General features: G+C 58.8%; 22 protein-coding genes, 1 pseudogene and 1 riboswitch. Of the genes and pseudogenes, 11 read left to right on the top strand and 12 right to left on the bottom strand.

The annotated features are described in order from the left end of the window. Window position 1 precedes the first annotated feature (1 nt). The gene (locus GSQ77_RS01655; RefSeq protein ID WP_158898366.1) at window positions 2-643 is read left to right on the top strand and encodes a CoA transferase subunit B; all 642 of its coding nucleotides are present in this window, start codon (window positions 2-4) and stop codon (window positions 641-643) included. 108 nt (window positions 644-751) lie between these two features. Here the strand turns inward: GSQ77_RS01655 and GSQ77_RS01650 are convergent, their stop codons facing one another. Both GSQ77_RS01650 and GSQ77_RS01645 read right to left on the bottom strand, forming a co-directional pair. Next, window positions 752-1,507: a DUF4410 domain-containing protein gene (locus GSQ77_RS01650; RefSeq protein WP_158898364.1), complete on the bottom strand. Its 756-nt coding sequence runs from the start codon at window positions 1,505-1,507 to the stop codon at window positions 752-754. Window positions 1,508-1,653: 146 nt separating this feature from the next. After that, complete coding sequence (locus GSQ77_RS01645) at window positions 1,654-1,989, bottom strand: hypothetical protein (RefSeq protein ID WP_158898362.1); 336 nt, start codon at window positions 1,987-1,989, stop codon at window positions 1,654-1,656. Between the two features lie 250 nt (window positions 1,990-2,239). Between GSQ77_RS01645 and GSQ77_RS01640 the strand changes: the two genes are divergently transcribed. The 4 genes from GSQ77_RS01640 (at window position 2,240) to GSQ77_RS01625 (ending at window position 5,666) form a co-directional block, all read left to right on the top strand. Continuing rightward, window positions 2,240-2,503 (top strand): EF-hand domain-containing protein, encoded by a 264-nt coding sequence (locus GSQ77_RS01640; protein ID WP_158898360.1) that lies wholly within the window; start codon window positions 2,240-2,242, stop codon window positions 2,501-2,503. 18 nt (window positions 2,504-2,521) lie between these two features. Next, window positions 2,522-3,286: a response regulator gene (locus tag GSQ77_RS01635; protein WP_158898358.1), complete on the top strand. Its 765-nt coding sequence runs from the start codon at window positions 2,522-2,524 to the stop codon at window positions 3,284-3,286. Beyond that, window positions 3,283-4,578, top strand: a complete 1,296-nt coding sequence (locus GSQ77_RS01630; protein ID WP_158898356.1) for an ATP-binding protein — start codon at window positions 3,283-3,285, stop codon at window positions 4,576-4,578. Before GSQ77_RS01635 ends, GSQ77_RS01630 begins: the two co-directional genes overlap by 4 nt. Before the next feature lie 155 nt (window positions 4,579-4,733). Next, on the top strand, window positions 4,734-5,666 hold the full coding sequence (locus GSQ77_RS01625; RefSeq protein WP_158898354.1) for a sterol desaturase family protein: 933 nt from the start codon (window positions 4,734-4,736) through the stop codon (window positions 5,664-5,666). Window positions 5,667-5,687: 21 nt separating this feature from the next. Here GSQ77_RS01625 and GSQ77_RS01620 read toward each other — a convergent pair whose 3' ends face one another. Beyond that, on the bottom strand, window positions 5,688-6,815 hold the full coding sequence (locus tag GSQ77_RS01620; protein ID WP_158898352.1) for an aminotransferase class V-fold PLP-dependent enzyme: 1,128 nt from the start codon (window positions 6,813-6,815) through the stop codon (window positions 5,688-5,690). A 146-nt stretch (window positions 6,816-6,961) separates the two neighbouring features. Between GSQ77_RS01620 and GSQ77_RS01615 the strand changes: the two genes are divergently transcribed. Together GSQ77_RS01615 and GSQ77_RS01610 are read left to right on the top strand one after the other, a co-directional pair. Beyond that, the gene (locus GSQ77_RS01615; RefSeq protein ID WP_158898350.1) at window positions 6,962-7,897 is read left to right on the top strand and encodes a LysR substrate-binding domain-containing protein; all 936 of its coding nucleotides are present in this window, start codon (window positions 6,962-6,964) and stop codon (window positions 7,895-7,897) included. An 87-nt stretch (window positions 7,898-7,984) separates the two neighbouring features. Then, the gene (locus GSQ77_RS01610; RefSeq protein ID WP_158898348.1) at window positions 7,985-9,685 is read left to right on the top strand and encodes a thiamine pyrophosphate-binding protein; all 1,701 of its coding nucleotides are present in this window, start codon (window positions 7,985-7,987) and stop codon (window positions 9,683-9,685) included. A gap of 34 nt (window positions 9,686-9,719) precedes the next feature. On the opposite strand, the gene GSQ77_RS01605 is transcribed toward GSQ77_RS01610, so the two are convergent. The 5 genes from GSQ77_RS01605 to GSQ77_RS01585 all read right to left on the bottom strand — a co-directional run bounded on the left by GSQ77_RS01605 (window position 9,720) and on the right by GSQ77_RS01585 (window position 13,971). Further along, window positions 9,720-9,944 (bottom strand): DUF3820 family protein, encoded by a 225-nt coding sequence (locus tag GSQ77_RS01605; protein WP_158898346.1) that lies wholly within the window; start codon window positions 9,942-9,944, stop codon window positions 9,720-9,722. A 48-nt stretch (window positions 9,945-9,992) separates the two neighbouring features. Then, complete coding sequence (locus GSQ77_RS01600) at window positions 9,993-11,327, bottom strand: MFS transporter (protein ID WP_158898344.1); 1,335 nt, start codon at window positions 11,325-11,327, stop codon at window positions 9,993-9,995. Window positions 11,328-11,384: 57 nt separating this feature from the next. Further along, complete coding sequence (locus tag GSQ77_RS01595; RefSeq protein ID WP_158898342.1) at window positions 11,385-12,569, bottom strand: CaiB/BaiF CoA-transferase family protein; 1,185 nt, start codon at window positions 12,567-12,569, stop codon at window positions 11,385-11,387. A gap of 100 nt (window positions 12,570-12,669) precedes the next feature. Then, window positions 12,670-13,476 (bottom strand): citryl-CoA lyase, encoded by an 807-nt coding sequence (locus GSQ77_RS01590; protein ID WP_158898340.1) that lies wholly within the window; start codon window positions 13,474-13,476, stop codon window positions 12,670-12,672. Between the two features lie 243 nt (window positions 13,477-13,719). Beyond that, entirely contained in the window at window positions 13,720-13,971 is a 252-nt protein-coding gene (locus tag GSQ77_RS01585; RefSeq protein ID WP_158898338.1) for an XRE family transcriptional regulator, read from the bottom strand. A gap of 101 nt (window positions 13,972-14,072) precedes the next feature. On the opposite strand from GSQ77_RS01585, the gene GSQ77_RS01580 reads away from it, so the two are divergent. After that, window positions 14,073-14,999, top strand: a complete 927-nt coding sequence (locus tag GSQ77_RS01580; RefSeq protein WP_158898336.1) for a LysR substrate-binding domain-containing protein — start codon at window positions 14,073-14,075, stop codon at window positions 14,997-14,999. Here GSQ77_RS01580 and GSQ77_RS01575 read toward each other — a convergent pair. Continuing rightward, on the bottom strand, window positions 14,988-15,632 hold the full coding sequence (locus GSQ77_RS01575) for a glutathione S-transferase family protein (protein ID WP_158898334.1): 645 nt from the start codon (window positions 15,630-15,632) through the stop codon (window positions 14,988-14,990). The genes GSQ77_RS01580 and GSQ77_RS01575 overlap by 12 nt on opposite strands. A 239-nt stretch (window positions 15,633-15,871) precedes the next feature. On the opposite strand from GSQ77_RS01575, the gene GSQ77_RS01570 reads away from it, so the two are divergent. Further along, a complete protein-coding gene (locus GSQ77_RS01570) occupies window positions 15,872-16,786 on the top strand; it encodes a LysR family transcriptional regulator (RefSeq protein ID WP_158898332.1) in 915 nt (304 codons plus the stop codon). Here GSQ77_RS01570 and GSQ77_RS01565 read toward each other — a convergent pair. Continuing rightward, window positions 16,783-16,977, bottom strand: a pseudogene (locus tag GSQ77_RS01565) (N-acetyltransferase family protein); the annotation flags it as partial. The gene GSQ77_RS01570 and the pseudogene GSQ77_RS01565 overlap by 4 nt on opposite strands. Before the next feature lie 248 nt (window positions 16,978-17,225). After that, window positions 17,226-17,314, top strand: a riboswitch (cyclic di-GMP riboswitch). 309 nt (window positions 17,315-17,623) lie between these two features. On the opposite strand from GSQ77_RS01565, the gene GSQ77_RS01560 reads away from it, so the two are divergent. Beyond that, entirely contained in the window at window positions 17,624-18,202 is a 579-nt protein-coding gene (locus tag GSQ77_RS01560; protein WP_158898328.1) for a hypothetical protein, read from the top strand. Window positions 18,203-18,284: 82 nt separating this feature from the next. Further along, window positions 18,285-18,917: a peptidoglycan-binding protein gene (locus GSQ77_RS01555; protein ID WP_158898326.1), complete on the top strand. Its 633-nt coding sequence runs from the start codon at window positions 18,285-18,287 to the stop codon at window positions 18,915-18,917. Between the two features lie 188 nt (window positions 18,918-19,105). Here the strand turns inward: GSQ77_RS01555 and GSQ77_RS01550 are convergent, their stop codons facing one another. After that, complete coding sequence (locus GSQ77_RS01550) at window positions 19,106-20,101, bottom strand: acetamidase/formamidase family protein (RefSeq protein WP_158898324.1); 996 nt, start codon at window positions 20,099-20,101, stop codon at window positions 19,106-19,108. An 85-nt stretch (window positions 20,102-20,186) separates the two neighbouring features. Then, on the bottom strand, window positions 20,187-22,343 hold the full coding sequence (locus GSQ77_RS01545) for a catalase (protein WP_158898322.1): 2,157 nt from the start codon (window positions 22,341-22,343) through the stop codon (window positions 20,187-20,189). Window positions 22,344-22,378 lie beyond the last annotated feature (35 nt).

Genomic DNA, 22,378 nt, shown 5'->3' with positions numbered 1-22,378 from the left:
GATGGCCTGGACTCGGGAAGAAATGGCGGCGCGCGCGGCCAAGGAACTGCGGGATGGTTTTTACGTCAATCTGGGCATAGGGCTGCCCACGCTGGTGGCCAACCATGTGCCCGCGGGCATCGAAGTGTGGCTGCAATCGGAAAATGGTTTGCTGGGCATCGGCCCCTCGCCGTTTGAGGACGAAGTGGACGCGGACATGATCAACGCGGGCAAGCAGACGGTGACTACGCTGCCGGGCTCGTCGATTTTTTCGTCGGCCGATTCGTTTGCGATGATACGCGGCGGGCACATCAACCTGGCGATCCTGGGGGCGATGCAGGTCAGCCAGCATGGCGATCTGGCCAACTGGATGATCCCGGGCAAGATGATCAAGGGCATGGGCGGTGCGATGGACTTGGTGGCCGGCGTGAAGCGAGTGGTGGTGATCATGGAGCACGTTGCCAAGGGCGACCAGCACAAGATCCTCGAAGCGTGCAATTTGCCGCTCACGGGCGTGGGTGTGGTGAACCAGATCATTACTGACCTGTGCGTATTGGATGTCACACCCGATGGCCTCAAACTGATCGAGTTGGCGCCTGGCGTGACGGTCGATGAGGTCAAGCAGAAAACCGGCGCACCGGTGGATACCAGCGCGATTGCCTGAAGTCGCTTATCGGCTGCAATGAGCGGCGGCAATAAGCGGCGGCTGTAAGAACGGGCGGAGCGATCCGCCCCAGACAATCGACTTCGGATTCACCGGACGGGGTTCACTTCACCCTTTCGACAACCACCCTTGGGCCACACCGCGCTGCGCGATTTGCTTCGCAATCGAATCTGCCATCCGTTCGGCGTCGTCTACAGGCTTGGCATGACGCGTCTCTGATGTCGCGTGCAAGACACCTCCCGTCGCAGCCGACACTGCAAGCCGATTCGTGGCGGCCCCCACACCCATGGTTTCCGCCATACCTGGCATGTGCCCGCTGTCAGCCGACACATCGTAGGTCTCCAGAAGTTGCGGTGCTCGACCCGCGGCCTGAGACCAAATTTGCACAGTTGCGCCTACCTGGCTCTTGCCTGCACCTAAACCCACCACAGTGCGGCGCGTGCCGTTCCCCGAATCGACGGTTTCAAACCGCCCCGTCACGAGCAAAACGTTTTGGTCACGGGGTGCGGGCACGTTGGAACGAATTGCAGGCAAACCCATGGACTGTAACCGCAGCACCACCTCATTGGCGACCTCCTCCTGCGTCTGCACGGCAAGGGCGGCCTGTTCCGCGGAGGTGGATTTTTGGGCGATTTTTGCCCCCAGCCGCGCGAGGATGCCGCTATCCACTTTCACTTGCTCGGGCGCAACGTCGAACGTATACACATAGATGGCATCTGGGCGAGTCAGCGGCTCAGCTCGGTATTGAGCCATGTTTTTGACGTTACTGCTGGCGCATCCCGACAGCAGTATTGCACACACGCCCAATGCCCCCCATGTCCACTTTGAATCACGTTTGAATGTCGAAATCATAGTTCTAAACATCGTTAAATCCGCTTATCTGAGTAGAAATTGTTTGGCTATAAAGCCTGGGTTGCGGCGCCTGACGACGAGAACTGCCAGGTGAAATCCTGGCGACAGTTACTGGCCGCCCGCCGCCCCGCCGCCCAATGAAGGCCTTGACGCTCGCTTCAACGGACAACCACGACAGCGCGAGCTGGGGGCGCCCAATAACCGGCGCGCCATACCACGGTCGCCGGCGGCGGTGCCACGACGTACACGGGACGAGGCACCACGACAGGCGGTACCCCATAGATCGGCACTACTGGCGCAGGTGCATAGACCGGAACCACCGGCGCAGCTGTATAGACCGGAACGACTGGCGCAGCTGTATAGACCGGAACGATTGGCACGACTGCAACAGGAACGGGAGCACGGACCACCACAACAACGCCCGCGAATGCGGTGGTTGCGGTCGAAGCAATCGTCATGGCACCAGCGAGTACGAGAAATGATCTAAGTTTCATTTTGATATCCTTACATTGTCAGAGCCATCAATCGGTAGGTGGTGGCGCTGAGTGCAATGTAGGCGGAATACCCCATACAATCTATTGCAAAGATATGTCATGAAGTTTCAGGATAGCTAGCGTTTCGCGCGGGTTTTGATATTTAGCCGCGCTGACATATCCTGACATTAAGTGTTACGTCCCCGTGCCCGCTCTTCTTCTAAACTGCCGCTTCGACGATAGCCCGACACATTGATCCAGGGAGAGTTTGATGAAGAATCTATGCTTTAAGTTGGCGGCAGCGGCGGTGGCAGTTGCGATCGGATCGCCCGCATTTGCGCAAACGACGATGCGGCAGCAGTTGGAGGCACGCTTTTCTGCCGCCGATGTTGACCACGACGGCAAGCTTACGCGAAGCGAAGCGCAGCCCGGGATGCCGCGGGTAGCCACCTATTTTGATGCGATCGATACCGGACACCGCGGATATGTCACGCTCGTGCAGATTGAGCAGTTTACCGTTCAACATAAGCCATAGCGTTTAATCGTCACCATTATGTCTATACCCGTTGATGCGTCAAACCCGACCCGGCCGGGCCGTCTCATCGTGCTCGATGACGAAGCCGAAATCCGCAATATGCTGCGGCGTTTCCTGGTCGCGCAAGGTTTTGAGGTCCGCGCGGTCGCGAACAGCGTGCAGCTCGATGTCTTCCTTGAGCGCGAACCCTACGATCTGCTCGTGCTGGACATCATGATGGACGGGGAAGACGGTTTGTCCATATGCCGAAGGCTGCGGGCGCAGGGCCAGACGATCCCCATCCTGATGCTCACCGCACGTGGCGACCCGGTCGACAAAGTCGTGGGCCTCGAAATGGGCGCAGACGACTATCTGGCCAAACCGTTTGTCCCCAGCGAATTGGTGGCGCGCATCCGAGCGATGTTGCGCCGCCAGCAATTTCTTGCGCGTCAACAGGCCGTACGCGGCGATTTGCTGGTCGAAACTGAAGTGGGAGCACTTCGTTTCGGGCCATTTCGCCTGGATTTGCAGCGCCAGGAACTGCTCAAGGACGGGGAGCTTGTCGCGCTCAATGCAGCGGAGATGCGCTTATTGTGCGCGCTGGCGGAGACGCCAAACCGTCCCGTGAGCCGAGCCAACCTGCTTGAGCGAGCGAAAGGACGGGAGCACGAAGCACTCGCGCGCAGTGTCGATGTTCAAGTGCTGCGGCTGCGGCAGATCCTGGAGGTCGACGCCGGCTCGCCTCGGTACATCAGGACAGTCTGGGGGCTCGGCTACATGCTGATCGCGGAGTTTGAATCATGATGAAAATCTGGCCGCGTTCGCTACTCGGGCGCAACGTGATGTTGCTGATCTCCTTGGTTTTGGCGAGTCAAGTCTGTGCATTCCTGGTCTTTCTGATGTTCATTCAAAGACCCCGGGTCGACAATGCGGCATCATTGGTGGCATCGCAGATCGTACTGGTCGACCGATTGATCTCGGCACTCCCGCAAGCGCAGCGACAGACCACACTGGTGAAAATGCATGGCGTATCGGATGCCGACATGGCGTCCTTACCGATACATTGGCAGCATCCCAACGGTTACATCATGCGCCGATTCATTTCGCGGATGGTCGCGCAGTTGCCACCGGGCGTCGAGGTCCGATGGGAAGAAGAAGGCCACGAGCAACGATTCTGGGTTCGGCTGCGCGCCGCCGACACGTATTACTGGATCATGCTGCCGGCCGTGCCGGCGGAGGGCCATCTCGACACCTGGACGGTGATCTCCCTCCTGTTTATCTTGGCCGCATTCCCGATACTCGGCGCGTATCTCATACACCGTCGTATCGAAGGGCCGCTACGACGACTCGCGCGAGCCGCAGCCAGCGTTGAAAATGGCACCTGGCCAGACCCGGTATCGGTGGAAGGGCCGCTTGAACTCGCGACCGTCGCGGTGGCATTCAACCGAATGATGGCGGCACTTGCGGAGACAGAGGCGACGCGCGCGGAAATGTTGGCCGGGATCTCGCATGACATACGTACGCCGCTGACGAAATTGCGCATGGCCATCGCCGCACCGGAGACCTTCGACGCCCCGATCGCCACCGCCGAACGGTTTATTGAAGAAATCGATTTGATCGTCCAGCAGTTCATTGATTTCGCTCGTGGCAGTGATAGCGAAGTGGCTGCGCCCGGCGATTTGAACGCGCTCATCGAACAACTTGCTGGCGACTATGCCGGTCTCGGCCATCCCTTCGAGCTGATGTTGGAGCCGTTGCCGCCGATCTCGTTTCGTCCGGTCAGCATCCAGCGCGTGCTCATGAATTTGATGCAAAATGCCGTGATTTACGGGCGTATCGGGCTGCGTGTGCGCACTTGGACTGATGCTGGATTCGCCGTCGTGTCGGTCGAGGATGGCGGTCCGGGTGTTGCTCCGGCTCTTTTACCACTGATGAAACAACCGTTCCGCCGTGGTTCGCATGTCAACCAGAAAGGCGGCACCGGTCTCGGCTTGGCGATTGCAGACCGCATCGCACGGCAACATGGTGGACGTCTGGATCTTCGTCTTCGACATGAAGGTGGCATGGCCGTCGACTTGCGGTTGCCCTGCGCGTGAGTATGAGTGTGACCGCGAGCCCGGTCCTTGAAACCTCATGACATAACTTGCTCATAGTTTTTAACGGACCTGGTAGTTAGACTGAATTCAGTGGGCTCGGCGGCGATGTACACCGCGAGCGTATCGTTCCAGGTCTACTCACCTACTCTGAAATTATGGAATCCTTAGGTAAATACTCGATTTACGTGACCGTTTTCATCGTGACCGTTTCGATGATCGAAGCGCTGGTACTGACCCGCAAAGGCACCGAGCCATTCGATAGTCACGAGGTGGCGCTATCGCTGTTCGACATGCTGGGCCGAAAATTGCTGGCAGTCGTGCCCCTATCTCTCGCCGCTCCGTTATTCGCCCTGGCTTGGCACCATCGGCTTTACACGATCAGCATCAACAGCGCACTCATGGTGTTGCTGCTGTTTCTCGGACAGGAGTTTTTTTACTATTGGTATCACCGCGCGTCGCACCGGATCCGCTTCTTTTGGGCCACACACGCGGTTCACCATTCTCCGAATCAGCTGACGCTTTCCTCGGCCTACCGCTTGGGTTGGACAAGCAAGTTGGCCGGGCCGGGCATATTTTTTGTGCCCTTGGTGTGGCTCGGCGTTCGTCCCGAAGCAGTGCTTGCTATTTTGGCGCTCAACCTTGGGTATCAGTTTTGGTTGCACAACACCTGGATGCCGAAGCTGGGTTGGCTCGAATACGTTTTCAACACGCCGTCCGCCCATCGTGTGCATCACGCGTCCAACGTCGAATACCTCGATGCGAACTACGGTGGAGCATTGATAGTGTTTGACCGACTGTTCGGAACCTATGTGGCGCAACGAGACGACATTCCCTGCCGCTACGGGTTGGTAACGCCCACGCGTACACACAACCCGCTCGTGCTGGAGTTCGAGCACTGGCTTAGCCTCGGGCGAGACATCCTATCCGCACGAAACCCGTGGAACGCAATCGGTTATGTGCTTCGACCACCAGGATGGCAGCCCGATGGCGCCGGGCAGACGACCGAGAATCTGCGCCGACAAGCTCACGCCCAGGAGAGCAGTCAAGCGAGCGCCCCGGGAAGTGCGGTACAACTTCCCGGTGTCTGAGGCACGCGGCGCGAGAACTACCTACGCGATTTCGTTTAAGACCTTGGCCAAGCTGGCTACCGTGCGCTCGACGTTGTGCAGCTTGTCCAAGCCGAACAGGCCAATACGAAACGTCTTGAAGTCAGCAGGTTCATCGCATTGCAGCGGCACTCCAGCCCCAACTTGCATGCCCGCCAGTGCGAATTTCTTGGCGGACTGTATAGCGTCGTCGTCCGTATAGCTGACCACCACGCCCGGCGACTGAAAGCCTTGTGCCGCCACGCTCTTGAAGCCCTTTTCGACCAGCAGCGCGCGCACCTTGTCACCTAGCTCCTGCTGCTGCGCATGCACCTTATCGAACCCGTATGCCGCCGTCTCCTTCATGACGTCGCGCAGGACGGTCAGGGCATCCGTGGGCATGGTGGCATGGTAGGCAAAGCCGCCCTTCTCGTAGGCCTCCATGATCTGCATCCACTTGCGCAAATCGCAGGAAAAACTGGTGCTGGTAGTGGAATCAATTTTCTCGCGCGCCAAGGCGCTTAACATCACCAAACCGCAGCAGGGCGAGGCGCTCCACCCTTTTTGGGGTGCGCTGATCAGTACGTCCACTCCGGTCGCCTGCATGTCGACCCAGATCGTGCCGGACGCGATGCAATCCAATACGAAGAGTCCTCCGACAGCATGCGTCGCGTCGGCGACTTTGCGAATATAGTCATCGGGCAATATGATGCCGGACGATGTTTCAACGTGCGGAGCGAAAACCACATCCGGCTTGTTTTCCTTGATCGCCGCAACCACTTCTTCGACAGGTGGCGGTGCAAAGGCGGCTTGTCTGTCGTCGCTCACGGGGCGCGCTTTGAGCACGACAGAGCTGGACGGAATGTCGCCCATATCAAAGATCTGGGTCCAGCGATAACTAAACCACCCGTTGCGAATGACCAGACATCGCTTCTTCGTCGCAAACTGCCGCGCAACGGCCTCCATGCCGAAGGTTCCGCTGCCGGGAACGACAATCGCCGATTGAGCGTTATAGACCTGTTTCAATATCTTTGAAATATCTCTCATGACCTCTTGGTAGGCCTGCGACATATGGTTTATCGCGCGGTCGGTATAGACAACCGAGTACTCCAACAAGCCGTCGGGATCGATATTAGGTAGTAGGCTAGGCAAGTTCGTCTCCTGGAAGGATAGTTATTTTTCTATGGTTGATTCGACAATGCAGTAAAACACTATCGTACTCTGAATGGCCGTTTTTGACGCAAGGTGACCGTCACAGCATACTATCGGCTTTAAACGTCAACGAGCCGCCGCCCTTCATGAAGCAAGCGCCCAGTACCTGGCAGATCGACCCTACCTCACTGCGATTGTTCATCGCCGTGTGCGAAGAAGGCAGCATCACGCGCGCCAGCGAACGCGAATTCATTGCCTCGTCGGCCATCAGCAAGCGCATTGCCGACTTGGAAGCGACGATCGCCACCCCGCTTCTGTTGCGCACGCAACGCGGCGTGACGCCCACTGCCGCCGGCAACGCCCTGTTAAGCCACGCGCGCCAACTGATGCGCAGCCTCGAAAAACTGCATGCCGAACTGGGCGAGTACGCCGAGGGTGTGCGTGGCAACGTGCGCATCCTCGCCAACGTCTCGTCGATGGTCGAATTCCTGCCGGAAGAACTGGCCAGCTTCCTGCTGGCGAATCCCCATATACGCGTCGACCTGGAAGAACGTGTCAGTAGCGAAATCGTGCGTGGTGTTGCGGAAGGCGCCGCCGAATTGGGTATCTGCCGCAGTTTCATCGCATCGCCAGGCTTGCAGTTACTGCCTTATCGGACCGACCATCTCGCGGTAATCGTCAACGCTCAACATCCGTTGGCAGGCAAACCGAGCCTATCGTTCGAAGACACGCTCGAGCACGATCAGCTCGGCCTCGCATCCAATGCGTCGATCAATACGTTGATGCAGCGCATCGCCGCCGAACGAGGGCGTGAACTGCGCTACCGGATCCACGTTTCGACCTTCGACGGGGCGTTCCGCCTGATTCAGGCAGGCCTCGCACTTGCCGTATTGCCTAAGGAGGCCGTAGGTCGGTATAGTGAAATGTACGGCTTGCATGTCATCCCGCTGACGGACGCTTGGGCCCGCCGCGAACAAGTGATCTGCGTACGCGACGCGGCCACGCTATCGTTACCGGCCAGCCGGCTATTGGAACATTTGATTTCTCGCGCGACCGCCACAGCATCTTGCACTGCCACATGATCCCGCACTGCCGGAGCGTTCTGATCAAGCAACGGCATGCACGCACTCTGCAAGCCAGGCCCATCGACTACTAAGCTCATCGACACCATGCCGACCTCCCCGATTTCGACGCTCCTGCCACGCACCGGTGGCCAGATTCTGGTTGATCAACTTCACGTGCATGGCATCGGTCATGTGTTCTGCGTACCGGGCGAAAGCTTTCTTGCGGTGCTCGACGCGTTATACGACGCATGGATCAACGTCACCGTGTGCCGGCAGGAAGGCGGTGTCGCGATGATGGCCGAAGCGCACGGCAAGCTGACCGGCGTGCCGGGCATAGGCTTTGTCACACGCGGGCCAGGTGCGACCAACGCGGCGCATGGCATCCATGTGGCGAAGCAGGACTCGACCCCGATGATCTTGTTCGTTGGTCAGATCGCACGCGGCACACGCGGTCGCGAGGCCTTCCAGGAGCTCGATTACCGAGCGGTGTTCGGGTCGTTGGCGAAGTGGGCAACCGAAATCGATGATCCAGCGCGCATTCCCGAGATCGTGTCACGAGCCTTCCATGTCGCGACCTCGGGGCGCCCTGGGCCGGTCGTGATTGCGCTGCCGGAAGACATGCTAACCGAGTCATGCATAGTCGACAACGCCCAACCGTTCAAGCCGACAGAAAGCTGGCCCGGCGAACCAGCGCTGCATAGCTTGCATGCGCTGCTGGCGCAGGCGGTCAAACCGGTGGTGCTGCTCGGCGGCAGCGGCTGGAACGCCGCCGGCGTGGATGACCTGAAACAATTCGTCGAGCGCTACGATCTGCCGGTGGCGGTATCGTTCCGACGCCAGATGCTGTTTCCCGCCAGTCATTCCAACTTCATCGGCGACGTCGGCTTGGGCCCCAACCCAGAGTTGATCCAGCGTTTTCGCGAGGCCGATCTGGTGCTCGCGATCGGCGCTCGTCTATCTGAAACGGCAAGCCAGGGTTATACGTTGCTCAACATTCCGAACCCCGTGCAAAAGCTCGTGCATGTGCACCCTGGCGCCGAGGAGCTGGGTAGCGTGTACCAGCCGCATTTGGCCATCAATGCCACACCGTCTCACTTCGCGGCCGCCGCCGCACGGCTCAAACCGGGCAAGCCGGTTAGCTGGTCGAAACACACGCGCAGCGCTCGCGCGAGTTACGAACGCTGGAGCGATACCCGCACCATTTCGAGCCCGGGCCGGCTGCAGATGGCACACGTGATCGCCACCCTGCAAAAGCGTCTGCCCGACGATGCGATCCTGTGCAACGGCGCGGGCAACTACGCCACGTGGCTGCATCGGTTCTACCGCTTCGAGCACTTCGGCACTCAGCTCGCCCCGACCTCCGGCTCGATGGGTTATGGTGTACCTGCCGCGGTTGCCGCCAAGCGGCTTTACCCGGAACGCACCGTGGTGGCGTTGGCGGGCGATGGATGCTTTCTGATGAACGGTCAGGAATTCGCGACGGCCGTGCAGTACAAACTGTCGATCATCGTTATCGTGATCGACAACGGTATGTACGGCACGATTCGCATGCATCAGGAGAAACACTATCCAGGTCGAGTCAGCGCGACCGCTTTGACCAATCCGGATTTCGCGGCCTATGCGCGCGCGTTCGGCGGCCATGGCGAACGTGTCGAGACCACCGAGGAATTCGCGCCGGCGCTGGAGCGGGCGCAAGCGTCCGGTCTACCGGCGATTCTGCACTGCTTGCTCGATGCCGAGGCGATCACGCCCAACGCAAGCCTGACCGACCTGCGCAATGCAGCGCTGGCCGCTAAATCCCGTTAATGCTAATGCAACCCGGCATCTCAGCGATCCAGGCTCAGCGCGTCGGTGCCTTATTGCGCAGCGGATCAAGCAACCCCGACAAGCCGTTGTGATCGAGCTCCTGCATCAGCGCCAACAGGCGACCAATCTCTCCGGGCGGAAAACCTTCGCGCGCAAACCAATTCAGATAATGGCCGGGCAGGTCGGCAATCACCCGCCCTTTGTATTTGCCGTAAGGCATCACGCGCGTTATCAGCAGCTCAAGGTGTTCGGAATTCATCGTTGCGGTCGGGTCGAGGTAAGAGCGTTTTCGGGCGTTGAAACAGGATTATGCTCCCGCGACCGCCACCCGCGGCGCGAGCCGAACCATGACCACCGCACCGCACGCGAGCACCGCTGCCGCCAAAAACAGGCCTGAAGTAATTTGATGCGTTCTCGTCGTCAACCATCCGATCGCAATCGGTGCGATCAAACTGCCGATCTGCCCCACGCTGCTGATCAAGGCAATCGCCCCGGCCGAGGCAGTTCCGCTCAGGAAACTTGCCGGAATGGTCCAGAAAATCGCGGTACATGACAAATACCCGATGGCAAGCAAGCCGAGACACGCGATTGCGGGCGTGAAATGGGTATGCCCGACCGCGAGACCCACCGCACCCGCCGATGCCGCCAGCGCAAGGCAAGCGAAATGGCGCACACGCTCTTTACGCGCATCCGAATGCCGGCCCGCCAAGATCATCCCAATGGCCCCGATTGCATAGGGAATCGCGGAGATCAATCCGATATGCCACGTGCTCACGATACCGGCTTCGCGGATGATGGCAGGCGACCAGAAATTCAGCACACTGCCCGCCCACGTAATCGTGAAGTACCCGAACGCGCAGACATACACTTTCGGATTGCGCAGTGCAGCGCCAAACTCGTGCGTACTGCGTGACGATCCTTCGTGGCTGCTCAGCTCGCGCGTAATCGTCGCTCGCTCGTCAGCCGATAGCCACTTTGCGTCGGCTGGCGAATCGGGCAGATACCACAAGGCGACAAGACCGACCAACACGGGTGGTATGCCTTCGAGCAGGAACAGCCATTGCCATGCGTGCATAGCCTGCCAGCCGCCGGCATTCGCGAGTATCCAACCCGACACCGGACCACCGGTAATACCCGCTACCGCAATGCCCAGTACAAACGCCGAAAGCACGCGTGCGCGGTGACGATCGGGAAACCACGAGGTCAGATAGAAAATGATGCCGGGGAAAAAGCCCGCTTCCGCAATGCCTAGTGCGATCCGCGCAATGTAAAACTGGGTCGGATTGCGAACAAACATCATCGACAGCGACACCAGCCCCCACAACACCATGATGCGGGCTATCGTCTTGCGGGCTCCAATCCGGCGCAGCAACAAATTGCTGGGCACCTCGAAAAAGATGTACCCGATATAGAAAACGCCAACGCCTAGTCCATACGCCGCTTCAGTAAGACCCAAGTCGCCGCGGAACTGCAAGTGGGCGAAGCTCACGTTCACGCGATCGATGTAATTCAGAACGTAGCAAATGAAAAGGAATGGGATGAGCCGCAAAGCCACCCGCCTGAACACCACGTCGCTCGCGGCGATGTCGGACGCCGTAGTAGGGGGAATATCGGTAGTCATCGTTCTATTTGTAGTTGTCATAGCTGCTGTCTCCTTTCAAAACCGCATTCAAAACCGACTGCGCTGATGCTGCTGTCATCACGTCTCTACGTGTGCACCTTCCGGGTTGCTGCGATGCTGCGCCCGTATGCGTTCGCGAATCGGCTCCAGTACGTCGTCGTTGTGCTCCCCCAGCGTTGGCGGCGCAATCACATCCATGCTGCGCTCCCCATCGAACGTGACCGGCGAGCGTACGGTACGGAACTCACCCATGGTCTTGTGTTGCGACGTGACGAGCATCTCGAGGTGTTTGGCCTGGGGATCCTCAAGCGCTTCGCTCGCGTCGTACATGGGCGCATGCGGCACATCTTCGGCTTCGAGACGCCGACACCATTCGGCACGCTCGCGCGTCGCGAAAATGCCGGACAACACGGCGATCAGTTCTTGCTGATGGGCAATCCGTCCCGTGCGATCGGCAAAACGCGGATCGGCGAACAAGGTCGGTTGCTCGATCGCCTGCGCCAATCCCTGCCAGAATTTCTCGGGCGACGACATGTGCAAGGCCAACCACTTACCGTCGGCGCACTCCATCACGTATGACTGCGAGACGCTCGGCCGGCTGTACGGTCCCATCACTTCACCGGCCGAGTAGTAGTGCGTGAACGCATCGAGATTGAAATGGCTCATGGCCTCCAGCATCGACACTTCGACCTTGCGTCCCACCCCCGTGCGATGGCGTTCGTGCAACGCACCCAGGATCCCGTAGGCGGCATAGAAACCCGTGAGCGAATCGGCAATGGCCGGGCCGACCACACGCGGATTCTCCGGGTTGATCAACAAGCCCAGGAAGCCGCTCGCGGCCTGCGCCACCGTATCGTAGGCCGGCCTGCCGGCAGCCGGGCCGGTCGCCCCAAAGCCGCTGATCGAGCAGTAGATCAAGGCGGGATTGATTTTGCGCAATCGTTCTTCGCCGGCATTCAGGCGTTCCGCCGCGCCGGGCCGGAAGTTCTGGATGTAGACGTCCGCGCCGCGAATCAGCTCATCGAACGCTTCCAGGTCTTCGGCGTTTTTCGTGTTGAGCGTAATGCTGCGCTTGTTGCGGTTGTATGTCTGATAGTGCGGGCTGTATAGACCGCCCTTGAATGCGCGAAACGGATCGCCCGTTTCAGGTTGCTCGATTTTGACGACATCCGCGCCCAGATCGCCGAGCAGCATGCCCGCCGCGGGGCCGGTAATGAACGTCCCCTGTTCGAGCACACGAATACCGTCGAGAACTTTTGCCATGGTTGATTACTCCGTCGGTCGTACGAGCACATCGTGTGGCTGGATCTTGTGGGTAGATCCTGCCGCTAGACCGTGCCGCTCGCTTAACCTCAATTCCTGTTTAGTGGTCGGCCACAAAGCCGTCGGGCACTTCGCCGTCGTATACGACTTCGCGGGTGGCCTGGTAAGACAGCGCAAAACCGATGGGCCGCTCAAGCTCTTCCGTCAGGTGGCCGATCAGGCCGGCCGTGCGCGCCAGAATCGGCACACCTTTCAGTGCCCCGAGCGGGAACCCGACACCCAGCAGCACTGCGGGAATGGCCGCGGAAACGTTCAACATCAAGTTCTTGCCGACCACGTCCGGAATAACGCGCTCGATGGCTTCTGCAATTTCCACGTAAGTCATGTCGGCGCCCGCATTCTTGGCGACGTTGAACAGCGCTTCGACGCGCGGATCCCGTGCTTTGTGCAGGGGATGCCCGTACCCGGGGATAGCGCGACGGGCCGCACGATATTCGGTAATGACGCGCTTGGCCGCGCCCGCGTAATCACGGTCCGCGCCGGCTGCCACGCGCACCTCTTCGAGCAGCAAGCCGCAGGTTTCCGAGGCGCCCAGGATGACCGAGCCGCAACCGAGTATCCCCGCGGCAACAGCACCCTGCAAAGCTTCGGGAGCGGCCGCATACGTCATCCGGCTCGCTTGTACGCTAGGCACCAGGCCGTGTTCCGCGATAGCAACCAGCGTCGCATCGAGTACAGCCGTAGCAGCGCTGCTGGCAGGTTTGCCGGTTACGAGCAGATGGAAATAGTCGGTGAAGGAGATCTTGCCGATCAACTCCTGCGCCAGATCCTTGCCGCGCACGACGATGGTCTCGGCATTCGACGTCGAGACGGACGTTTTGGGTATGGTTTCTTTGCCGATTTTCATGGGTGTCGGTCCGGTAGTGGAATGCACTTGCGAGGCGGTGGACGCCGCGGTGCATTCAGTGAGTGCGAAAGCAGTGTATCTTTGGCGATCGATGAATGAAAATGATGTTTATAATTACAAATCATCGATGTCATCGATAGATCAGAGGGGCCGTGGCGATGTCGGCGACCTGTGGCGAGCTTCAGATTAACCCGGGTAAGCCCCAGTCGAGGGGGCCCTTGTGGACGATTTCCGCCCCATGGCCTACCACTCCACGGTGGAAGAGGCCGCGCTTGCGGCATCCCTCGTTTGAATAATGAGTTCCAGTCCCAACGCCGCGACAAGGGAGAGGAGCTGGTCGACAGTGATGGTGTCCGGATGACGCTCCAGCTCAGACATGCGACTCTGGCCTATGCCTAAGCGAATCGCAACATCGGCCTGGGTAAGGTCCGCGGAACGACGTGCGGACTGCAGCACGCGCGCAAGCTGAGTGGCGGTGACGAGAGGTTGTTTCACGTTAGCTACCGAAAGAGAAGACCCAGTTTAGCGGTTATACCGTTAAACGAGAAATATTGCTTATCCCGCTACGACTTATTCTTGATTAAAGCGAGGCCCCCATGGAATTGCGCCACCTCCGGTATTTCGTCGCGCTCGCGGAACAGTTGAGTTTCACGCATGCGGCCGACAAGGTGCATGTGACCCAGTCGACGCTCTCGCATCAAATCAAGCAACTTGAAGACGAGCTTGGCTGCCGCTTATTCGATCGCATCGGCAAACGCGTGCTCATGACCGAAGCCGGCGAGGCCTTTCTCGAACGCGTCAACAACGCATTGCGCGAAGTCGACGAAGGGGTCTGGACCGTACGCAAGACTTCGGAAGAGCTCAGCGGTCAGTTGCGTATCGGCGCCACGCATACGTTCAACGTGCGCATCATTCCCAAGTGCATCGCCATGTTCATCGAACGGCATCCATCCGTGTCGGTGACCGCACTTGAAATGTCGGGGGATGCCATCGCCAAGGGGCTGCTCGCGGGGGAGCTCGATATCGGCGTGACCTACAAGCCGCAAAACACGGCGTCGCTTCGGTTCGAAGCGCTTTATAACGAGGAAATGGTGCTGGCGGTGGGACGCCACCATGCCTTCGCCAAACGCCGTTTCGTCAGGATGGTGGAACTGCATCGCCAGAAGCTCGTGTTGCTACCCGCGACGTTCGCTACCCGCACGCTGCTCGACGAATGCTTTCGCATGGCGAACGTGGAACCCGTGGTGGTGGCCGAGATGAACGCCATTGCGCCGATGGTGGAACTGGTGAGCATGGCCGATATCGCGGCGATCGTCTCCGAGCATGCCATTCGACATGAAAACGTCCATGTGATTCCGCTGGAAAGCCCGACGCCGGTTCGCACGCCTGGCCTGCTGTGGCGCAGCGACACCCCGAGAAGTGCGGCCGCTCGCCACATCGCGGCCATCATCCGGACCGTTGCCGACGAAGCGAATCCGAGGAAGGCACCGCGCGCGCAGCGCAAGCCGTCTTCACTCGGCTAGCAAACCCGCCTTGGACGGCGCCATCGGCACAAAGCGCGGCAGCGCTCTCACTCTTGCCAGCCAGGCGCGAATATTCGGGTAGGGCTCGAGCGACACGCCGCCTTCAGGCGCGTGTTCGATATAGCTGAACGCGGCAACGTCCGCGATCGTGGCTTCGTCGCCCAACGCAAATGGCTTGCCCTGCAACAGGCCTTCGACCACCTTGAGTAGCGCCACCGCCGTCGTCTTCGAACGCTCGTAGTCGAGCGGCGCCCCAAACACCGTCACCAGACGCACAGCGCAAACGCCCGAAGCAATCGGCCCCGCTGCCATCGACAACCACTGTTGCACAGCCGCGGCACCCAGCGGATCGCGCGGTAGCCAGCGGCCGCCGGTATCGTACTTCAACGCCAGATACATCAGGATGGCATTCGAGTCGTACAGCACCACATCGCCATCCTGGATCACCGGAACCTGTCCAAACGGGCTGAGCGCCAGAAATTCCGGGCGGCGATTTTCCCTGTTGGGGATGCTGATGTCGATAATCTCGTAAGGCAGATTGAGCAAACTCAGGAACAGTTGCACGCGATGTGCGTGGCCGGACAAAGGAGCGCGGAAGAAGCGTATCGGTTGGGTAGGTGCACCGGTAGTCATGAGGTTCCTGATTGGCAAAGATGAGGGGCTAAGGCGGACTGAGCGCAGTTTATCGATACCGAATCGCATTGATTAGACAGGCAACGCTTCAATCACTGTTCTCTTTAGGGGGACAATCCGATCGCCCCTAAATCGACGTGTTTCCTATCCTTGAGCCGCAGAACAACGCACCGTGCCCTCGCCACGCGCACGAAGAACACCGATAATCGACGCACCTCCTTATTCGAGTATTCAAATCGATGGCCGATCTCAGCGCTATAAATCTCAACCGGCTGGTCGCATTCGTCGCAGTCGTGGAGGTCGGTTCGTTGACAGGCGCAGCCGCACGGCTGGGTCTGGCGAAAACGATGGTCAGCAAGCATATGCAGCTTCTCGAAGCCGAGCTTGGCGTGACCTTGCTGATGCGCACCACGCGCCGGCTCAGCCTGACCGAAGCGGGTCGGGCGTTCTATGAAGCCAGCCGCGATGTGCTGCAGGCCACTGAAGAAGCGGTGGAGATCGCGCGCACCGGACTGAAAAACCCGCAGGGGACGCTGCGTGTAGGGGCGCCGATCGACTATGGCACGGCGGTGATCGCACCGTTGCTGGTGGAGTTGCAGCGCAGCCATCCAGCGCTGAAGATCGAGTTGCTGTGCGCCGATCGGTACGTCGATTTGATCGCCGAAGGTATCGATGTTGCCGTCAGGTTAGGCAAGCTCAGCGACTCCAGCCACGTGGCGGTGCGCGTGGGTAGCTTCGTGAAATGGCTGGTGGCTAGCCCGCAGTTTATTGAAACGCATGGCATGCCCGATACGCTGACGCAGCTCGCCGCGCTGCCCTACGTCGTGTTGACGGTGTTACCGCACCCGCACACATTCGTCCTGGAAGGCCCAGGTAAGAAAAAGCGCACGGTGCGCATGACCGAGCCCGCATTTTCGACCAACACAGCCTATGCGGCCCGCGCCGCGGTGCTTGCAGGCGCGGGGGTCGCACTGCTGACCGATTTCTCGATCGGCGAAGATGTTGCCGAGGGCCGATTGGTGCGACTACTGCCGGACTGGGACATGCCGAGGGCTGATATTCAGGCGATTTCACCCGGGGCGCGGCATCGGCAGCATAAGGTCCGCGTGTTCATCGATGCTTTGAAAACTCGGTTCGCCGACTCGGCTCGCTAATTTGCCGACTCATTCACCGATCCACCCAGCGATGCATCCGGCGCCAGAATCAGTTGCATGAACACCAAGTCCAGCCAGCGTCCGAATTTATAGCCAACCTGACGGCATCGCCCCGTCGATTCGAAACCAAGCCGTTCGTGAAAGCGAATCGACGCCTGGTTTTCAGCGTCCACCGCGCCCATCATCGCGTGACATGTGGGAAGTGGATAGGAAGGGTATCGCATACTGACGCGATCGACCACTCGCGCGGCACGCTACGAATTACTTTAAATAATGAATGAAATCAATCCGATTCTGGATGGATGCAGATATTAAAATTATTCCAAGAGAAGCTCGACTCTGAACAAGGATTTTTCTCGTTGTTGCATAACTTCTATTCTGATGATAGATTTCATGCGCACTTGATTTAATATAATTAAATTACAAATTGTAATTAAAAAAGACAAACTAGCAAACTCGCCGTAAGGCGGGGACGCAAAGCCACCGGGCCCACGATTCCTATTGAATCAGGTCAGCGGGGTTGCCGGTTCAATGCCGCTCAATCTTGGCTTTGCGTTTTGTGTGGCTCGGGGATAACGGCAATGCAAGACGTAACTGCGAATGTTCGCATGTTTATTTCACAAATCCCGCACGGGATACCAAATCCAGATCGAACGTCTACCGACGTGGATCTTCTCTCTAGAAAATCTTGATACACCACGGCAATCAGAATTCGCTATTGCGATAGTGAAGATTTTCCTATTAAAAATCGATCACGCAATCACGGATTCATCTCCGTACTCAGGCGTTTGAAAAAATTGGATCAACTAACAGGAGAAGAAGTAAATATATTTGTCTATGATTAAAATTTATCCGAAAAATTTATTTAAAAAGCTTGGCCTTTCCTTTGCCATCCTTACTGTGCTTAGCGCGAGTGCTCTAGCTGCTGACGAACGGAATGAAAAAGCCAGACCAACGGCTAACGCGGCACGGCCGGAGAATCACGCAGACTTCCGCGCCGCGCCGCGTGCGAATGAGGCTCGCGGTGAGGCGCTTCGTCATGACAACGTACGCGCGCGTTACGCGTACCGGGAGCATGACGTACACCGGTTCAATCACGATGATCTTGAGCGTTGGCGGGGGGGAAGGTGGAACAACACCTGCTACAACGGTCGTTGCGGTTGGTGGTGGTTCAGTGCCGGACAATGGTATTTTTACGATCAGCCGGTCTATCCCTATCCCCTCGCCGTCTCTCCAATCGAATTTATCGAGCCTGATGCGGCCACGGAGGTTCCCGCACCGATCGTTCAGGCACCCCTGAGGGTCGCGGCACCGCCGACCCTCTGGTATTACTGCGACGAACCTCGCGGCTACTACCCCACGGTGGCGACTTGCACCACGCAATTTCGTCAAGTCGCGGCCCCCCCTCCAGGTTGAGTGCAACGCATGCGGTCAGCCATGCTGCCGCATCGCAACTAAGCCATCTTTCTCCGCATTAATTTAACCGAATGGAAAAGTCATGAAAATTGGCAGGATATCGTTCATCGCCTTAGCCTCGATCTTGTTGCTCGACGCCTGCGCCACTACACCAATGGGACCGACGGTTCAGGTAATGCCCGGCGCTACCATACCGTTCCCGATCTTTCAGCAGGATCAGGACTCGTGCAAGCAATACGCCCAATCACAGGTTGCAGGTCAGGCGGACTCCGCTAACAAGACGGCAGTTGGCACTGCTGTATTGGGAACCGTTTTGGGTGCGGCGCTTGGCGGTGCTGTAGGCCAGGGTCAGGGCGCGGCTGTCGGCAGCGCGGCCGGAGCGATTGCTGGGACTGGCCTAGGCACCGGCACATCGCAGAGCGCACAATTATCGATTCAGGATCAGTACAACAATGCCTACGTGCAATGCATGTATTCCAAGGGCAACCAAGTGCCCGGCGCTGCAGCGCCTCAAGCCGTCGCGCCCCCACCGCCGCAGCCTATGACGCTGATGCAGGCACAGGCGAAACTGAATTCACTCGGTTATCCGGCCGGCACAGCCGACGGGGCGATGGGCAACAGGACGCATCTGGCACTGAAGCATTTCCAAAGAGATCACGGTATTGGGCAAACCGGCGAGCTTGATGGCAATACAGCCGCAGCATTGAGCAATTGATTTGCCTCGGCCTCGGCCTTGTCCGGGCCGTTGATTTATTTGAAATGTCATCGTGTTTGCGCGCCGGATGGGCGCAACGCCGACATGTGGTGTCTACGGCCTTACGCCAATCTAGCGTGGGGCCGTAGCGTAGCGCTTTTTGGCGTTCCTGGATTTGCTCCGCAGCGAAATTGTTCGCGCCTCTTACCTCAAGCCGCCGGCGCCAAATACTTCTTGCTGATGGCGGCCCCGACCGAATACTTCGGATCGACAAAGTTACCCAGCCTGACCTGCCCGCACTGGCTGAGCATCATGTAAGCGTCCCAACGGTCGTAGTCATATTCCTTCTCCAACCACAGCACCAATTGGTTATAGGCGATGCGCGTGGCATCTTCCAGCGGCCGCGCGCTACCGATCGTCATCAGCAGCGCTTCGGTTTCCAGGCGCGGCCAGTCGATTGCCCAACCCTTGATCAGATCGACGTGTATGGTCGTGGTGCTGGCGTACTCGACCGCGGTTCCGCACACTTCGCCATCGCCTTGGCAAGCATGGGCGTCGCCGATAAACAGACGCGCGCCCGCTGAACGCACCGGCAAATAGGTAATGCTGCCGGGGCCCATGTCAGGCACGTCCATGTTGCCGCCGTGGTTGTCCGGCGTGAGCGAATTGATCGAATCGATTTCGGGCGACAGGCTCAGCGTGCCGATGTGCGGCTTGTAGGGCAGCGTCACCCGCTTGCTCCAGTACACGCCCTCCTCGTCGACGTCGATCTTGCGGGTGATTTCCGGCAACGGATGGTTCAACGTTGCGGTGTAGTCGGTGCCCGTCAGTGCGCCGAAACGCGGAATCAGGCAGCAGGTGCCGCGCGGGTTTTCGCCACGAGGCAACATCGACTCGATGTACACGGCCACCACGTCGCCTTTTTCCGCGCCGGCTATCATGATCGGACCGTTCTGCGGATTGAGAAACGGCACCTTCAGCTTCTGGCTCGGCATGTCCTGTTCGGTTTTGATCTTGCCGTCGAAGGCATCGCGTGTCTGGACGATCACGCGGTCGCCGGGCGCGATGTGCAGCACCGGATCCGAATAGGGGCCTATTGTGTAATGGAATTTGCCCTGGCGCTCTTCCGTCAGTTCGTGGGTTTCTCCGACTGCGCCGTGAGCGAGGCCACGCGTATGCATGATCGAATGTTTCAGCCAGTTCATTTCGGCTCCCAATTCAATGAGGGTTGGTTAATCCTCCAATGTACCTCAAAGGCCGGTTGCCGAAATGCACCGTGATGCCCAGGGCCTAGGCCAAAATACGCACCGAGCTTTCGCGGTCCCATTGTCGCGTCATCGCAGCAGCGATAAACGCTTTCTTGTCTGCCGCATCGACCACGCCCGCATCCATTTCGATCTGCGCCTTTTGCAATAGCGCTTGTGCCCCGGCATCGAACGCGATCGCCTTAAGGTGACCAAATGCGTCACGCACAAAGTCGATTGCCGCCGACTCGTTCAACAGCTCGGCCGCGCCCTCGTCCGACAGAATGATCGCCACCGCGTCGAACATCACCGACGGCGTGCCCGCCAACTGGCCGTTCGCCGGCAGCAACCCACCATCGGACAGCTTCGCGCCGCCTACTTTGGGGGCAACAATCTTGACCGTCGCGCCGGCATCCGTCGCCGCTTTGCTGACCGCCTTGATCGCTGCGGCGTCCGAGCCGTCGGCCACCAAAATCCCGATCGTGCGGCCCTCGAGCGTGTCCTTCATCTTGCCGATGATCTGCAAGGCGGGCGATGGCTCACGTTCCTGTACCGGGATCGCGCTTGCGGGCGCCTCCGGCAAAGTCTCTAACGCGAGCGCATCGGCCACCCGTTGCCCGAGATCCTCGTCGATGTTGAGTAGATGGCCGACGATCGCTTCTCGCACGTGCACGGCGTCCACCTTGGAGAGTTCAAACGCCAGCGCCGTCGCGATATGAGCCTGTTCGTGGACGGTCTGGCTGATGTAGAACTGGCGAGCCTGACTATAGTGGTCGGCAAAGCTGGCTGCGCGGATGCGGCTTTTCTCGCCGCTTTCGCTCACCGTGGCGCTGCGAAAGCCGCTCGCCGGGATTTCGCGCGGGGTATCCTGCTCCAGCGAACTTGGCTCATAGTTGACCCGGCCTTTGGGCTGCTCCATCTGCATATGCGCATCGCGCTGCTGATTCGCCACCGGACACTTCGGCGCGTTGATGGGGAGCTGATGAAAGTTCGGCGAGCCCAGGCGCGATAGCTGCGTATCGAGGTAAGAAAACAAACGCCCCTGCAGCAAAGGATCGTTGGAAAAATCGATACCTGGCACGATGTGCGACGGACAGAAGGCGACCTGTTCTGTTTCCGCGAAAAAATTATCTGGCCAGCGATCCAGCACCATCCGCCCTATCACTTGCAATGGCACCACCTCTTCGGGAATCAATTTGGTCGAATCGAGGTGATCGAACGGGAATTGATCGGCTTGCTCCTGCGTGAACAGTTGCACCGCGAATTCCCACTCGGGGAACGCGCCGCTTTGCACTGCCTCGAACATGTCGCGGCGATGATAGTCGGGATCCGCGCCGGCAATCTTGACCGCCTCGTCCCACACTGTCGATTGCAAGCCCAGCTTCGGCCGCCAATGGAATTTGACGAACGTGGACTCGCCCTTGGCATTGATCAACCGGAAACTATGGATACCGAAGGCCTCGATCATGCGCAAGGAACGCGGGATGGTGCGATCGGACATAATCCACATCACCATGTGCATCGATTCCGGAGTCAGCGAAATGAAATCCCAGAAGGTATCGTGGGCCGTTGCCGCTTGCGGAAAACCGCGATCCGGCTCCATCTTGACGGCGTGGACCAGGTCCGGAAATTTGATCGCATCCTGGATGAAAAAGACCGGGATATTGTTGCCGACCAGATCCCAGTTCCCTTCCTTGGTATAGAACTTGACGGCGAACCCGCGCACATCGCGTGGCGTATCGACCGAGCCGGCTCCGCCGGCCACCGTCGAAATACGCGTGAACAGCGGCGTCTTCTCGCCCACTTCGGTCAGGATTTTGGCCGTCGTGTATTTCTCGAGCGAATGCGTCAGTTCGAAGTAGCCATGCACTGCCGTACCACGTGCATGCACGACGCGCTCCGGAATGCGCTCGTGGTCGAAGTGCGTAATTTTTTCACGAAGGATAAAATCTTCCAGCAAAGAGGGACCCCGCGAGTTGGCCCTCAATGAATTCTGATTATCCGAAATCGGCAGGCCTTGGTCGGTGGTCAAGGGCGGATGTGTTCCACCGGCGCTCTGATGCAACTCGCCTGCGGTGCCCGCGTGCGAGTTACTTTGTGAATTGCCTTGATTAGGTGCTGCAGCCTTGCCAGGTTTGCGCTTGCTGGTACCTTCCGTGGCATCTTTGGCAGTATCTTGCGAAGTCGTTTTTTCGTTTTTCACGATCGTGGTCCTTGCGTTTAAGCGCGATGTTCGAT

This window comes from Burkholderia sp. L27(2015) (assembly GCF_009765705.1).
In the GTDB taxonomy this organism is placed as follows: Bacteria; Pseudomonadota; Gammaproteobacteria; order Burkholderiales; family Burkholderiaceae; genus LMUX01.
This window is presented reverse-complemented; position numbering and strand designations above follow the sequence as displayed.